This window comes from Thalassobium sp. R2A62 (assembly GCF_000161835.1).
GTDB lineage: Bacteria > Pseudomonadota > Alphaproteobacteria > Rhodobacterales > Rhodobacteraceae > Thalassobium.
In genome coordinates this window covers 3,395,713-3,411,030 of the sequence record NZ_GG697169.2, presented here as the reverse complement: position 1 = coordinate 3,411,030, position 15,318 = coordinate 3,395,713, and the positions used below count along the sequence as shown (strand labels likewise).

Genomic DNA, 15,318 nt, shown 5'->3' with positions numbered 1-15,318 from the left:
ATAGCTACAAGCCAATCCAGCTGTAAGCCGCGCGCTATTTGACAGTGACGGTCCACGTGCTAGCGTTCGTTAAGGAGTTTTAACGAGGATAGTTATGCTTAAGTCACTTGCCTTTATCGCCGCAGTTTTTGCGACTCCAGCAATTGCCGCCCAGTGCGGAAATGACGCGTCAGGATTTGATCGCTGGAAATCTCAATTTTCACAAGAAGCTGCGGCCCAAGGTGTGGGCCAACGGGGGCTAAATGCACTGGCCTCGGCACGCTATGCGACCCGCACAATCGCCGCAGACCGCAATCAAAAGAGCTTTCGCTACTCGCTGGAAAAATTTATGGAAATCCGTGGTGCGACGACAATTGTCCGCCAAGGCCGCCAACGAATTGCACAGAACCCCCGCTTTTATCGGGCCATTGAAGCCCGCTATGGCGTGCCTGCAGAAGTGATCGTTGCGATCCACGGTATGGAAACGGGCTTTGGTCGTTTTATGGGCGACTCAAATGTTGTTTCTGCCATCACGACGCTGGCTTATGACTGTCGCCGCTCAGAGTTCTTTTCTGGCCACGCATTGGGTGCGCTAAAACTGGTTGATGGTGGTGGGCTCGCTGCCAATACCCAAGGGGCGATGCATGGCGAATTGGGTCACACTCAATTCCTACCTGGCAACGCCCTGCGCTACGGCGTTGATGCCAACGGTGACGGTCGTGTTGATCTGACCAACCTGACAGACAGCCTAGCATCGACAGCTAATTTCCTGCGTCAAAAAGGGTGGCGCCTCGGTCAGGGCTATCAAGAGGGCCAACCCAATTTCCGCGTAATCCAAGAATGGAATGCGGCAGGCGTCTATCAAAAAACGATCGCTATCATGGCTGGCCAAATGGCTGGCTAAAGGCCGATCGCGACCTCTGAGGAAAACGCGAAGCAGAACTCGGTGGCACCTTCATTTTGGAAGTGTGTCACCGCCTGCTGATCCATTTGATTGCGAAACTACCGTTCAGTCAATTCACACGCACAGCCCTAAAATTTGGACCTATCATAAAAAAACGGGCTGCACCCAGTTCAGGTGCGACCCGTTTTCGAATTTATTGACTTAGACTAGGTCGAAACGGTCAAGGTTCATCACCTTGGTCCATGCCGTAACAAAGTCTGCCACGAACTTCTCTTTTGCATCGTTTGACCCATAGACCTCGGCAATTGCACGCAGAACAGAGTTTGATCCGAACACCAGATCCACCGCAGTTCCTGTCCACATCACGTCACCACCGGTTGTGCGCGTGCGCGCCTCATAGGAGTTCTTTGATGTGGCCGTCCATTCTGTCTCCATGTCCAGCAAATTGACAAAGAAGTCGTTGCTGAGTGTGCCAGGTGTCTTGGTCAGAACACCAGTGTCCGACCCATCGGCATTCGCGCCAAGCGCGCGCATTCCGCCAACCAGAACCGTCATTTCCGGAGCGGTCAATGTCAGCAGTTGCGACTTGTCGATCATCAGCTCAACCGGGGAACGCGACACGCTCGCCTTGGTAAAGTTACGGAAACCATCAGCCCGTGGCTCTAGATACGAATACGACAGAACATCAGTCTGCTCTTGCGTCGCGTCGGTCCGACCTTGGGTAAATGGCACGCCGACTTGGACACCCGCATTCAGGGCCGCCTGCTCTACGGCTGCTGTACCACCCAGTACAATGAGGTCTGCCATCGAGACATCACCAGAGAACGACGCGCGAATACCTCTGAGCACGTCCAAGACCTTAGCAAGCTCTGCAGGGTTGTTGGCCTCCCAGGACTTGGCTGGTTCAAGCTGGATGCGCGCGCCATTGGCACCGCCACGTCGATCCGAGCCACGGAATGTCGAAGCCGAGGCCCATGCTGTTGTGACCAGCTGCGCGATTGTGAGGTCCGACCCTAACAATGCCGTCTTTAGTTCAGCAATTTGAGCATCGGTCAAAGAACCGTCAGAGCCAACTGGCACCGGATCCTGCCACAGCTCTGGCTCAGCTGGAACAAGCGGTCCTAAGCCACGCACATAAGGGCCCATGTCACGGTGTGTCAGTTTGTACCAAGCTTTTGCAAATGCTTCCGCAAATTGGTCTGGGTTCTTGTGGAACCGCTCAGAAATCTTGCGGTACTCTGGATCTTCCTTGAGCGCGATATCAGCTGTGAACATCGTCGGCTTGTGACGCAGGTTCGGATCATGCGCATCTGGAACAGTTCCGTCAGCGGCTGCATCCTTTGGATACCATTGGTGTGCACCACCCGACCCTTTGCCCAGCTCCCATTCGTAGCCCAACAGGTTATCAAAATAACCCATATCCCACTGGATCGGATTGCTCGTCCAGGCGCCTTCGAGACCGGATGTGATCGCATCAATGCCTTTGCCGGACTTATAGCTGTTTTTCCAACCTAGGCCCTGTTCTTCGATGCTAGCACCTTCTGGCTCTGCACCCATGTAGGCATCAGGTACTGTCGCACCGTGGCCTTTGCCAAAGGTGTGACCACCCGCAGCCAATGCGACTGTCTCTTCGTCGTTCATCGCCATCCGAGCAAAGGTTTCACGGATGTCACGCGCTGACCCAAGTGGGTCTGGGGTGCCGTTCGGCCCCTCTGGGTTCACATAGATCAGGCCCATCTGAACGGCGCCTAGATCACCCTCGAGCTCGCGGTCACCAGAATAACGCTGATCGTCGAGCCATTCTGTTTCCGGACCCCAATAGATGTCTTCTTCTGGCTCCCAGATGTCTTCGCGGCCGCCTGCAAAACCAAAGGTTTCAAAACCCATCGTTTCTAGCGCGACGTTGCCCGTCAGGATCATCAGGTCAGCCCAAGAAATCGCTGCGCCGTATTTCTGCTTGATCGGCCACAACAGGCGACGCGCTTTGTCGAGGTTGCCGTTGTCAGGCCAGCTGTTAAGCGGCGCAAAACGCAAGTTGCCAGCACCTGCACCACCACGGCCATCACCAACGCGGTATGTGCCAGCGCTGTGCCACGCCATACGGATAAAGAACGGACCGTAGTGGCCGTAGTCCGCAGGCCACCAGTCCTGACTGTCTGTCATCAAAGCGCGTAGATCGTCGCGAACAGCCTCAAGGTCCAATCCTTTGAACGCGTCGGCATAATTGAACTCATTGCACATAGGATCGCTGGCAGGCGTATTCTGGTGCAGTACTTTGAGGTTCAGCTGATTTGGCCACCAATGAAGATTAGCCACGTTGCCAATCGCTTTCTCACGTTGCGCACCGCCAAAGATTGGGCATTTGCCCGCGGTTGCATCCTTCTTGTCGTCAAAGGCTCCGTCCATCGTATCGCTCCTATCCAGAATCGTCTGTGTAACTTTGGAATAATTCTAACAAGCGCTGACCATTAGTTTAAGTTGAATATTCTGATAGTCGTGATAATTTTTTCTTATCATGAATTTGACACTCAAACACTTCCGCTACTTCGAGGCTTTGGCTCAGCACGCACATTTTGGACATGCAGCCGAGGCCTGTTCAATTTCACAACCCGCCCTCTCCATGCAGATCAAAGAGCTAGAGGAAAAGCTGGGCACACCACTCTTCGAGAGAAGCCCACGCCAAGTGCGTTTGACCGCCTTTGGTGAGATCTTTGCCCAGCGCGCTCGCGACATCCTACGATCGGTCGACGAGCTAGAGGAAATGGCGCGTGCGTCAGAAACGGGACTGACGGGGCGGCTGCGGATTGGGGTGATCCCGACGATCGCGCCTTACCTGCTGCCGCGTATCATTCGCAGTCTGACCGAGGCGAACCCCGAGCTTGATCTTCATGTCCGTGAGACACTGACGCCAAAACTGATCCAAGAGCTTGGAGACGGGCGTATCGACACTGCCATTGTCGCTTTGCCAGTCTCGGAACCTGCCTTTGCCGAAGAGCCATTGTTTTCAGAAGACTTCGTTCTGATCCGATCGGCACAAGACGCAACCGCACCGATCCCCAACATCGATGAGCTGCGTGAAATGCGGCTGCTGCTGCTAGAAGAAGGCCACTGCTTTCGCGACCAAGCCTTGTCATTTTGCAATCTCCAAACCGCGCGCCCGTGGCAAGGACTGGATGGCAGTTCGTTGTCGACCCTCGTGCAGATGGTTGGCGCGGGGATTGGCGTAACACTGTTGCCTGAAATGGCCATTGGAGTGGAGACCCGATCAGCGGATGTATCGGTGACCCGCTTTAAGGTTCCAAAACCAAGTCGTCAGATTGGAATGATCTGGCGCAAGACCAACCCGTTGACAGATCAGCTTCGCGAGGTGGCAAACATCGTCCGCGCCTGCGCAACGTAAAACGGCCCGCACATCATGTACGGGCCGCAAAAGTCGCCTAGAAAATGATCAGCTGTCTTGCGCGATCTTATCTTGGGTCTTGGTCTCGAAATCGCTGGAGTCATGGCGTTCATGCAATTGCTCTTGCGGTTCGCCCCATGCCCGATTGACGATCTTGCCGCGTTTATACGCAGGCCGCGCCATCACGTCGTCCGTCCAGCGGTTCACGTTCTCATACCTCGCAACATCGAGGAATTCGGCGGCGTCATATACCAGCCCTTTGACCAGCGCACCATACCACGGAACCGTTGCGATATCCGCAATCGTATAGTCATCGCCAGCAAGATACCGACGTTCGGACAAGTTCCGTTCGAGAACGTCCAAATGGCGTTTGGCTTCCATAGCAAACCGGTTGATCGGGTATTCGAATTTTTCAGGCGCATAGGCGTAGAAGTGACCAAAGCCACCACCCAAATATGGCGCCGACCCTTGCAACCAAAACAGCCAGTTCAACGCTTCGGTTCGACCGGCTGGATCCGTCGGCAAGAACGCCCCGAATTTCTCGGCGAGATACAACAAGATTGCGCCGCTTTCGAAGACGCGCGTGCCTGTCGTCGTGTCCAGCAGCGCCGGAATTTTCGAGTTGGGGTTTACGTCAACAAACCCGCTTGAGAACTGATCGCCCTCTTGGATGTTGATCAACCAAGCGTCGTATTCAGCCCCCGTGTGCCCTGCAGCGAGCAACTCTTCTAGCATGACAGTGACTTTGACACCGTTCGGCGTCGCCAACGAATAAAGCTGAAGGGGGTGCTTGCCCACTGAAAGTTCTTTGTCGTGGGTTGGGCCAGCGATAGGGCGGTTGATGCTCGCGAACTTGCCGCCGCTTTCGGCGTCCCAAGTCCATTTTTTGGGTGGGGTATAGGTCATAGTGAACTCCAATTCATTCAGACCTCACCTAGTCGCTAAAGCGCGAACAACAATGGCCCTTCCGCATCGTCACATAGCTGTGTCTGGGTAGGCACTGTTCAAGGGCCACGCGTTCGCAACGAGGCTGTTCGGTCAAACCTTTTCGGACAAACAGAGAACCGCTTCTAGTCTTTGGTGAACGTCCAACGGTATTTGGGCGGTGTCGGCCCTTTGTTCCGTCCGCCTTGTTGAACTTGCTCCCAAGAATGCGCCAGAATTCCAACGGACCTTGAGATACAAAACAGGCCCCGGGCAAGCGGTGGCGCAAAGCCCAATTCGGCATAGATGACCGCGGTGGCACCATCGACATTCATCGGAATTGGCTCTTGTTTTCGGTTGGCAAGCTCGGCCTCGACGTGCTGTGCGATTTGGCTGAACTCTCCGGTGCATGCTCCGGCTTGCATCGCCTCTTGGACCATTTCCATCAATCTTGGCGCACGTGGATCGACTGGCTTGTGAAAGCGATGCCCAAAGCCCGGGATGATTTTGCCATTGTCGGCGATCCAAACGTCCAAGGCTTGCCCCAAATCTCCGTCAAAACCCTGAATGTGATGACAAAGCTCGACCGCCTGTTCGCCTGCGCCACCGTGAACATCGCCCAACATATTTACGGCACTGGCCATCGCGTTATTCAGCGACAACCCACAAGTCACAGCCATCCTTGCAGCAGCGATTGAAGGGGCTTGCGGGCCGTGATCGACCGCCGAGACAAGAGCGGCCTCGAACAAACTCAACTGGTCTGGCGTTGGCCTGTCTCCACGCACCATCAGCCAGATCATTTCAGCAAATCCAACATTACCAATCAGGTCTTGGATCGGCTGCCCTCGCAATTCGATCCGGCCCGGCTCCATGTCGATAATCGATGTTTGCCACCAATCAGAAACGTCGCTCATATCACGCCCTCGTTCTGCAATGCTGAAATCTCATCTGCGCTCAAACCGGCCTGTCTCCAGATTTCCACGTTGTGTTGCCCCAACGTTGGTGGCGGCGATTTTGGCGCGGGCCTTACGCCGTCGACCAGCACAGGTGCTGCGGAAACTTGGACCTGTTCCGTCCCAATAGATACGTCCGCAATCATACCGCGATCCTTCAGTTGCGGGTCATCAAGGACCTGCGGCACTGTCAAAACTGGACCGGAAGGGACGCCCATCGCATTCAATGCTTTGACCCACTCGCTGGCCGGTTTTGTGATCAGGGTTTTTTCGAGCTCTGCGCGTAGGGCGTAGCGGTTGGTTTTGCGATTTTCGCGGGTCAAATAGTCTGGATCATCCAAGAGATCTGAACGCCCCAAATGACGCGCGAGGGTTTCCCATTGCTCGTCTCGATTTGCCGCGATGTTGAGAGGTTGATCTGCCGTTGCAAAGGTGCCCGACGGCGCAGACGTTGTGTTCTCGTTGCCATTGGCGGCCGGTGTGACGCCCCCGATCAAGTAGTTCGACACCACCCAACCCATCGCCGAGACCACCGCATCCGTCATGGAAACATCCAAGAATGCACCCCGAGGGTTGGCGTTGAGTTCCGCCGCTATCGCCATGGCAGCGGTCATGCCGCCCGTCGTATCGGCCAATGGATAGCCAACGCGGTATGGCGCATCGTCGGGCGATCCTGTGATCGACATGACGCCGGACACACCCTGTACAATTTGATCGTAGGCGGGATCGCCCTTGCGTGGGCCGGTTTGTCCAAAACCCGAAATCGCACAGTAGATCAGCCTAGGTTTCACCGATTTGAGCACTGGGTAGTCCAGCCCCAGACGTTTCATAACTCCGGGTCTAAAATTCTCAACCAACACATCGGCTTTGCGAACCAAATCTTTGAGCAGCTCTTTCCCGCGCTCTGATTTTAGATCTAGCGTAACAGACTTCTTACCCGCGTTCTGGGCTAGAAAACTGATGCCCATTTGCGCTTTGTTCCGCGCGGGGTCGGCCCCCAGAACCCGAGCTAAGTCTCCGGATCCGGGGCGTTCTACTTTGATGACGTCGGCCCCCATCAATGCCAGCTGATAACAGCAATAGGGGCCCGCCAATACGTTTGTCAGATCAAGAATTCTAATACCTTCGAGAGGTCTAGTCCCCATCTGCCACACCTTCAGCACGTACACGTGCACGGCGCTGGCGGTAGCTAGGAAGCACAACAAGGATCAGTGCCAAAATCAACAAAGCCAGCGTCATCGGACGCTCCCAAATGAAGCCAACACCATCATAAAGCTGCATCGCCCGCGAGAAGTTGTTTTCGAGGAGTGGCCCAAGAATGAAGCCGATCAGCAACGGCGCGAGAGGATAATCCGCAAACCGCAGCATCGTCGCACAGACACCAAAGCCAACCAGGAATAGCAGCTCGGTTGCGTTGTTTTGTCCGATGTATGCGCCCATCAATGTGAAGAACAGAATGAACGGGATCAGGTAGTTGCGCGGAACTGCGAGCACCTTAGCGATGTACGGGATCAGCGGCAGGTTCAGGATCAAAAGTACCAGATTGCCAAGGTACATCGAAATGATCACTGCCCAGAAAATCTGTGGCTCATCAACCATCAAGCGCGGACCGGGGCTGACGTTCAAGGCGATCAATGCACCGAGCAAGATAGCAGTCGTGCCAGACCCTGGGATACCCAAGGTCAAAAGCGGCACGAACGATCCGGTGCAGGCCGCATTGTTCGCGGCCTCAGGTGCTGCAATGCCTTTTGGCGCGCCTTTGCCGAACTGCGCTTGTTCTTCTTTGGGTGCGATGTTGCGTTCAACTGCATAACCGAGGAAGGACGCGATCGTCGCTCCTGCCCCAGGCAGAACGCCGATAAAGAAACCTTGAAGAGATTGGCGCCCAATGACGGGTGCAATGGAACGGGCTTCTTGACGTGAAATGCGCAGGTTTTTGATCTTGCCAGAATCTCCGTCGCCTGTTTTCGAACGGCTAGGGTCCAGAACGAGGTAGATCGCCTCGGGCAAGGCGAACATGGCCATCGCAAGCGTGATAAAGCCAAAGCCTGATTGCAGATCCATGACACCCATCGTGAAGCGCGGCATGTTGAACAAAACACCCTCGCCCACTGTTGCCATCATCAACCCGACAAAGGTCATCAATAGCGCCTTGGACACCTGCCCCGTACCAGCAAACGCGGCGATGGCAGATAGGCCCACAACCATCAGCGCGAAATATTCAGAACTGTGGAAAAGCAGCGCGACCGAGGCGAGCGCTGGTGCAAAAATCGCAAGCAAAATCGCACCAATTGTGCCCCCCGCAAACGATGAGATCGCAGCGATAGTTAGCGCTTTGCCAGCCATCCCAGCGCGGGCCATTGGATAGCCATCAAACGAGGTCGCAACGGTTGATGCTACTCCGGGCGCGTTGATCAAGATCGACGAGGTCGAGCCGCCAAAGACAGCGCCATAGTAGACGCCCGCCAAAAGGATAAGAGCCGTCGATGGATCACCAATCGTGATGGCGACGGGGATCATGATTGCGATGATCGACATCGGGCCAAGACCGGGCAACATTCCAATAAATGTACCGATCAGGCAGCCACCGATGACCATCAAAATGTTTGTGAATGTGAATGCGGTCTGAAGACCAACGAGAAGTCCGTCGAGCATTTCAGCCTCCGATCAAAAAGAAGGGGAGCGGGCGCAGGAAAATTCCTAAAACCGAGTCCACCAGATACCAAACGAACCCAGCTGCAATCGCAGAAACGATCACCATCAAAAGATAGCGCCGCTCTCCTAGGATAAAGCTACTGGCCGTTAGGAATAAGAACGTTGAGGCGAGAAAACCCAGTGGGCGCAACAGCACCGCATAGGCCACCATAAGCGCAAGAAGCAGAAAGGCTTGTCCGAATTTATAGTCGCCAAGACGGGATAGATTGATGTCCGCGGCGTCCTCTTTGACGGGCGTTTTTTCTAGCCCCAAAACAATGACCAACGAAAAGACGATCCCACCGCAAACCAAGACCTTTGGAAAGGTAGAGGGCCAAATCGGGCGTTGTTTCATGATGGGCGGCAAAAGCCCGTCCATAGTAAAGAATGCGCCGTATCCGTAAGCGATGCACAGCAGCAAGATCACAAAGGCTATCCAGCGATCAATCGCCATTTTTTGTCCCCTCCCAAAATGGCGCGCCCGAACAGGATCGGGCGCGCCAGAGTTTTCATTGGTGCGATTTAGAGGAACGGCGCTTCTTCATCAGATCACCGATGACAGTTTCTTGGTTCTCCAAGAATGTCTGGAAATCTGCACCAGGGTTGTGGATGTTGACCCAACCGTTGCGCGCACGCACAGTTTCCCACTCATCTGTCTCGTACATCTTAGCGATGGCATCTTGGTACATGGCCAATTTGTCATCAGGCAGACCAGGTGCTGCAAAGAACCCGCGCCAGTTGACAAAGGTCGTGTCGTTGCCCTGCTCGAGCATAGTCGGAGCGTCAGCATATGCATCCACGCGATCGTCAGCAGTCACACCGATGATGCGTACTTCGCCAGCTTTCGCCAGTTCAACAGCCTCGGAGAAACCAGTTGAAACGGCTTGCACTTCGCCGGACAGAAGACCGGCCATAGTCGCGCCGCCGCCGTCGTAAGGGACGTACTTCATAGCTACCGGATCAGCACCTGCCGCTTGGAAAACCATAGCAGCGACCAAGTGGTCCATGCCGCCTGGAACCGAACCGCCACCAATCGCAACAGCCGATGCGTCTGCGTTAAATGCGTCGATCAGACCGTTGACGTCTTGGATGTCGCTGTCGGCCGCAACAACAAGCGCCGCGTAGTCACCGATTGTACCCGCAACCAGTGTCAGGTCGCGGAAGCTTTGCGGGAACACACCAGTCAAAGACCGGATCACGATCGGTGTGGAATTCACCATCAGTGTGCCGTGGTTGCTGTCAGCATTTTCGATCAGATAACCGATAGCTTTACCGCCGCCGCCGCCTGACATGTTTTCGTAAGAAGCCGAGCCAACAAGACCTGCGCCAGTCAGGGCTTCGCCTGTCCCGCGTGCAGTGCCATCCCAACCGCCACCAGCGCCGCCGGGGATCAAGAAGTGAAGGCTGTCTACAACTTGGTGACCATCCGCCAGCGCGGGGCCAGAAAGTCCGAATGCTGCAATAGCAGTGAGAAGGGCACGACGGCCCATTTTGAATGTCATTTGATTTTTCCTCCCATTTGACATTTGCGGCACAGGCCGCTCATGTTCGATCAGGTTGACCACCCAAACTGACACAAAGCTGACAAGCTCGGAGAAAGACAAAAGCGTCATGCGTTTCCTCCTCATCGAAGACAATGAAGCGCTGGCCGGAGCCGTGGTGGATCGCCTCGCCTTGGATGGTCATGTTGTAGATCACGCAGGAGATTTGGAAACTGCTTCTGACTTCACCCATACGACCGATTACGACCTGATTTTACTGGATATTATGCTTCCAGATGGCGATGGTCGCAGCTTTCTGGCACAGCAAAGAGAGGCAAAATCCCGCACGCCCATCATCGTCCTGACAGCCCGTTCCGAAGTCTCAGATCGCGTCGGAATGTTGGATCTGGGCGCTGACGACTACATGGTAAAACCCATCGACTTTTCCGAACTAGAAGCCCGCTGTCGTGCCGTTTTGCGCCGCCAAGGTGGTGCTGCGCGCAATATCATTTCGTTTGGCGAGTTGGAATTTGATTCTCTTGCGGGGACGCTAAAGATCGGCGGCGATGAGACAAAACTCAGAACGAGAGAACTCCGGTTGTTCGAAATCTTCGTGAACGCCCCCAACCAAGTTTTCTCAAAACCCAAGCTTGTCGACCGCTTGTTTTCGTACGACGAAGAAGCCTCGGAGAATGCAATCGAGGTCTATGTCGGGCGTTTGCGTCGCCACCTTGATACGTCCGATGTCTCGATCACGACGGTCCGCGGTTTGGGCTACAAACTAGAACTGGCATGACAGCGCCCAACACAAAACGCAGCATTCGACAGCGGCTATTGGTCATGCTGTTGTTCAGCTCTGCCCTTACTGGCATTTTGCTATATTTCGTGATGCAGTCAGTCTTTCAGCAGATCGCACAAGAGACCCAAGACAACATCCTTGCAGCCTCGGCCATTTCTATTTTGGACAGCGCACGGGTGTCACGTGGCGAGATCTCTGTCGACCTTCCATATTCGGCGCTGTCGATGCTGGATAGGGTCACAGACGAACGCGCATTTTATTCGATCCGCTTGGATGATGAATTTTTATCAGGCTACGACAACCTGCCCCGCTCGATCGATTTCGCCGACGCAGACATGACCTTTCAATCGGCCGCGTACTTGGGGCAAGACATCAGGATCGCAGCGACGAGGCGCAGCTTTTCCATAGACAACAAGCAGGCGTTTCTAGAGGTGTCAGTCGCCCAAACGTTGACGGGCGTGAACCTCGCCCTCGCGCGTATTTCCAGAATTTCACTTAGCGTGGGTCTTGGGTTTTTTGCATTGTCTGCAGTCATGGCATTGCTGATCGCACGCAGCACCATTCGCCCCCTCCAAAGCCTAACAGAATCTGTCTCGCGCCGAGGGCCCTCCGACCTGCGACCAGTTGCAGCCCCGGTCCCCAGCGAGATGGCACCACTTGTTGTGTCGCTGAATAACTTGATGGCTCGGCTCAAGAAATCACTGGCCCGATCCGAGGATTTCATCGCCGAAGCCGCCCACCGTGTCCGTACCCCGCTGGCCATTGTCCGAACTCAGGCTGAAATCACGCTGCGCAGGGTCGAAAAAGAGGAAAACCGCCGTGCCGTCCGTGAAATGATCCGTGCGATCGATGAAAGCTCTCGAACGGCTGGTCAGTTGCTTGATCATGCAATGGTGACGTTCCGGACCGACAACCTGTCCTCTGAGGTCATAAAATTGCACGAGTTGATCAGCGAGACCGTGGAAAGGTCACAACCCATTTCAGATCTAAAAGAGATCCCCGTTCGCATTCTCCATTTGGATCCAATAGAAATCACTGGTGACCGGATTTTATTTCAAAGCGCGTTTCACAACGTGCTGGACAACGCGATCAAATACTCAAGCAGCGGCAAGGTTGTCGACGTTTCCCTGGAAATTGCAGATGGCGGCTTTGAGATCATTGTCTCGGACTCTGGTCCGGGTTTCAGCGAAACGGATCGTGGCACATTGCTCGAACGTTTTGAGCGCGGCGAAAACGCAGATACCGTGGTTGGCTCGGGGCTGGGATTGACTATCGCTGACGAAGTGGTCCGCGCCCATGGCGGCACAATAACACTAAGCAATAATTCAGGAGGCGGCGCATGCGTAACCTTGTCCTTTCCCTCGGACTGATATGTTTCTCAACACTGGCGAATGCCTTTGAAATCGAAGATCGTGCGGTTTTTGGACCCGATGGGTCGGATCAAGTCCTGCGGATCATATCAACAGCCGACATCAGTTTCTTTGAGCCGATGATCCAGTCCTATTTGGCGGACAACGACGTGGTCCGTGTTGATTATACCGTCGCCAGCTCATCCGAAGTGATGCGCGCGGTCTTGAATGAACAGCAGCCCTTTGACCTAGCGATTTCCAGCGCGATGGATCTTCAAACCAAGCTGGCCAATGACGGGATGGCGCTGCCACATGCGTCGGACCTAACGCAGGGTTTGCCAAATTGGGCCGTCTGGAACGAAATGGTTTTTGCCTTTACGCAAGAACCCGCCGCCTTTGTGATTTCAAACGCTGCTTTTGCGGACTTACCCGTCCCAGAAAACCGTCAGGAACTGATCAATACGCTCCGTCAAAATCCGGAGATCTTTGAGGGCCGCGTGGGCACCTACGACATCCGGTCATCTGGTTCTGGGTATCTGTTCGCCACCCAAGACGCCCGCGCATCCGACACCTATTGGCGTCTTACCGAAGTGATGGGCACGCTTGATCCGCAACTCTATTGCTGCACATCGAGCATGATTGATGATGTCGTCAGCGGAGACCTCGCGATTGTCTACAACGTCTTGGCCAGCTATGCCGAGCAAAGAGAAGATTCTGACGCGTTCACAATTATCCTGCCGTCTGATTTCTCGATCGTGATGCTCAGAACGATGCTGATCCCAACGACATCCGAAAACCCCGAATTGGCGGCCGAGTTCTTGGATTTCGTCTTGGCGCAGACTTTCCCTGATGGAAACTCGCCGCTCTTGCGGTCAGAAGTGTTGGACACAGCGAGCGAGGAATCCCTACACCGGATCGCATTGGGTCCAGGTCTTCTGGTCTATCTCGACCAATTCAAAAGCAGAAACTTCATTGCAGAATGGGAAAGCTCTATCCTGCAGGAATAAGCCGGACGTCAGCACCATGTCAGGTCATTGCCGTATCAGCCCGAACAAGGAAAACGAGGACACCGTGGCACATTCAGTTACAACCAAGATCCTAATTCCGTCAGGTGCGCTTGGCCTTGGCTACGACCGCGACGCATTGGCCCGTGGCGTTAAGGAAAAACCTGACCTGATCGCGATTGACGGCGGTTCCACGGACAGTGGTCCCCACTATCTTGGTACAGGCACCTCAAAATACTCCCGTAGTTCGATCAAATCCGAATGGCGCGAATTGATGGACGCACGCGCCAAGGCTGGCGTGCCCTTGGTCATCGGAACGGCCGGCACAAGCGGTGCAGACGATGCAACGGATTGGCTGGTCGAGATTACTCAAGAAATAATCGCAGAAACGGGCCAATCTGCCAAAGTTGCTATTCTAAAGTCCGGCCAAGCGAACGCCAAAATGGTCCAAGCGCTCGCCGGCAACAAAATCAAACCGCTTGAACCTGCGATTGACGTCACTGCCGAAGTATTAGAGAGCTGTACGAACATCGTCGCGTTGGCCGGTGCCGAACAAATCCAAGCCGCGCTCGACACTGGCGCGGATATTGTAATCGCCGGACGCACAACAGACACAGCCATGATCGCAGCACTGCCTCTTGCGCGTGGATGCCATGCCGGTGGCGCGTGGCATGGCGCCAAGATCGGCGAATGCGGGGCACTGGCGACGACCAGTCCGAACTCTGGCACAATCATGATCACCTTTGACGACACGGGTTTTACGGTTGAGCCAATGGGCGACACGGCAAAGGCCACGCCCTACACCGTATCCGCGCACATGCTCTACGAGAATTCCAACCCCTATCAACTCTATGAACCCGGCGGCCACCTTGATGTGATCAAGGCGCGATACACAGCTCTTGATGACCGTTCCGTTCGAGTCACAGGCAGCGAATGGGTGCCCAGCGACATATACACCGTCAAACTGGAAGGTGCGCGCAGCGGCGGTTTCCAAACGGTCTCTTTGGCCTTGGTTCGCGAGCCGCGATACGTGGAGAACATTCACGAATGGGTGGCCGATATTAAGGACCAATCTATGCGCAAGGCGAACGAGCGCGTGAACGAAGAATTTACATTGGAACTTCGGTTGATCGGTGCAGACGCGACGCTTGGGTCTCTCGAAAACAACGCGCGCATCGGCAGTGAAGTCGGCGTTATGGGGATCGTCACAGCACAGTCCGAGGCGACGTCGCGCGAAGTGGCGAAGATCCTCAACCCATACCTTTTGCATCACCCACTGACCGAGCAGGAAGAAATGCCGACCTTCGCATTCCCGTTCTCACCTACCGAAATGGGCCGTGGTGAAATTTATGAATTCTGCCTGAACCATGTCCTTGAATTGGAAAGCCCAATGGACGCGTTCGAGCTCGACGTTGAGGTTATGACCGCATGACCAAACTTTCAGATCATACGATAAAAATCCGATCAAAGAATGCGGGGCCGTTTTGGCTTACTATCGATATTTTTTGCGATGGCCCCGAAGCTTTCGCAAAGACCTGTCAGATTGCCGACAACACTCGGGTTGCCGAAATGCTGGGCACATCTGAGGCCATGTTGAAGCGTTATGAAATTGTGGACCTCAATGTCCTCAAATTCAGCCTGCCCAGACCGGAAGTCCAAGGAACTCGTTTTGATCGTGATATGCACGGCGCATCGTTCGCAAATCTATTGGCGGACCTAAGCGCGGATTGAGAGTGTCGCGCGGTGCTGCTGCCATAGACTTGGATCAAGAGGTCAATGCGGGTCCGCCTCATGGCTGACGTCCGAGATGAATCCCGAACAACATCCTGAA

General features: G+C 54.6%; 14 protein-coding genes. 7 read left to right on the top strand and 7 right to left on the bottom strand.

Annotated features, from left to right (window positions below):
* Positions 1-94 precede the first annotated feature (94 nt).
* Entirely contained in the window at positions 95-883 is a 789-nt protein-coding gene (locus tag TR2A62_RS16985; RefSeq protein ID WP_009158432.1) for a lytic transglycosylase domain-containing protein, read from the top strand.
* 201 nt (positions 884-1,084) lie between these two features.
* Here the strand turns inward: TR2A62_RS16985 and katG are convergent, their stop codons facing one another.
* Complete coding sequence (gene katG / locus TR2A62_RS16980) at positions 1,085-3,289, bottom strand: catalase/peroxidase HPI (RefSeq protein ID WP_009159484.1); 2,205 nt, start codon at positions 3,287-3,289, stop codon at positions 1,085-1,087.
* A 109-nt stretch (positions 3,290-3,398) separates the two neighbouring features.
* On the opposite strand from katG, the gene TR2A62_RS16975 reads away from it, so the two are divergent.
* The gene (locus tag TR2A62_RS16975) at positions 3,399-4,283 is read left to right on the top strand and encodes a LysR substrate-binding domain-containing protein (protein ID WP_009160900.1); all 885 of its coding nucleotides are present in this window, start codon (positions 3,399-3,401) and stop codon (positions 4,281-4,283) included.
* 48 nt (positions 4,284-4,331) lie between these two features.
* On the opposite strand, the gene yghU is transcribed toward TR2A62_RS16975, so the two are convergent.
* The 6 genes from yghU to TR2A62_RS16945 form a co-directional block, all read right to left on the bottom strand.
* Positions 4,332-5,189, bottom strand: a complete 858-nt coding sequence (yghU, locus tag TR2A62_RS16970) for a glutathione-dependent disulfide-bond oxidoreductase (protein ID WP_009157994.1) — start codon at positions 5,187-5,189, stop codon at positions 4,332-4,334.
* A 164-nt stretch (positions 5,190-5,353) separates the two neighbouring features.
* Positions 5,354-6,121 (bottom strand): citryl-CoA lyase, encoded by a 768-nt coding sequence (locus TR2A62_RS16965; RefSeq protein ID WP_009158192.1) that lies wholly within the window; start codon positions 6,119-6,121, stop codon positions 5,354-5,356.
* Positions 6,118-7,305, bottom strand: a complete 1,188-nt coding sequence (locus TR2A62_RS16960) for a CaiB/BaiF CoA-transferase family protein (RefSeq protein ID WP_009159243.1) — start codon at positions 7,303-7,305, stop codon at positions 6,118-6,120. Before TR2A62_RS16960 ends, TR2A62_RS16965 begins: the two co-directional genes overlap by 4 nt.
* A complete protein-coding gene (locus TR2A62_RS16955) occupies positions 7,295-8,815 on the bottom strand; it encodes a tripartite tricarboxylate transporter permease (protein ID WP_009160762.1) in 1,521 nt (506 codons plus the stop codon). Before TR2A62_RS16955 ends, TR2A62_RS16960 begins: the two co-directional genes overlap by 11 nt.
* Before the next feature lies 1 nt (position 8,816).
* Complete coding sequence (locus TR2A62_RS16950; RefSeq protein WP_009157847.1) at positions 8,817-9,308, bottom strand: tripartite tricarboxylate transporter TctB family protein; 492 nt, start codon at positions 9,306-9,308, stop codon at positions 8,817-8,819.
* 55 nt (positions 9,309-9,363) lie between these two features.
* Positions 9,364-10,356, bottom strand: coding sequence for a tripartite tricarboxylate transporter substrate binding protein (locus TR2A62_RS16945; RefSeq protein WP_040821717.1), 993 nt, complete (start codon positions 10,354-10,356; stop codon positions 9,364-9,366).
* A gap of 109 nt (positions 10,357-10,465) precedes the next feature.
* Between TR2A62_RS16945 and TR2A62_RS16940 the strand changes: the two genes are divergently transcribed.
* The 5 genes from TR2A62_RS16940 (at position 10,466) to TR2A62_RS16920 (ending at position 15,218) form a co-directional block, all read left to right on the top strand.
* Positions 10,466-11,131, top strand: coding sequence for a response regulator transcription factor (locus TR2A62_RS16940; protein ID WP_009159465.1), 666 nt, complete (start codon positions 10,466-10,468; stop codon positions 11,129-11,131).
* Complete coding sequence (locus tag TR2A62_RS16935) at positions 11,128-12,504, top strand: sensor histidine kinase (protein ID WP_009160460.1); 1,377 nt, start codon at positions 11,128-11,130, stop codon at positions 12,502-12,504. Before TR2A62_RS16940 ends, TR2A62_RS16935 begins: the two co-directional genes overlap by 4 nt.
* Complete coding sequence (locus TR2A62_RS16930; RefSeq protein ID WP_009159435.1) at positions 12,474-13,490, top strand: ABC transporter substrate-binding protein; 1,017 nt, start codon at positions 12,474-12,476, stop codon at positions 13,488-13,490. The genes TR2A62_RS16935 and TR2A62_RS16930 overlap by 31 nt, the downstream gene beginning before the upstream one ends.
* 64 nt (positions 13,491-13,554) lie before the next feature.
* Positions 13,555-14,919, top strand: a complete 1,365-nt coding sequence (locus tag TR2A62_RS16925; RefSeq protein ID WP_040821714.1) for an acyclic terpene utilization AtuA family protein — start codon at positions 13,555-13,557, stop codon at positions 14,917-14,919.
* Entirely contained in the window at positions 14,916-15,218 is a 303-nt protein-coding gene (locus TR2A62_RS16920; RefSeq protein WP_009157300.1) for a DUF4387 family protein, read from the top strand. Before TR2A62_RS16925 ends, TR2A62_RS16920 begins: the two co-directional genes overlap by 4 nt.
* The last annotated feature ends 100 nt before the right edge of the window (positions 15,219-15,318 follow it).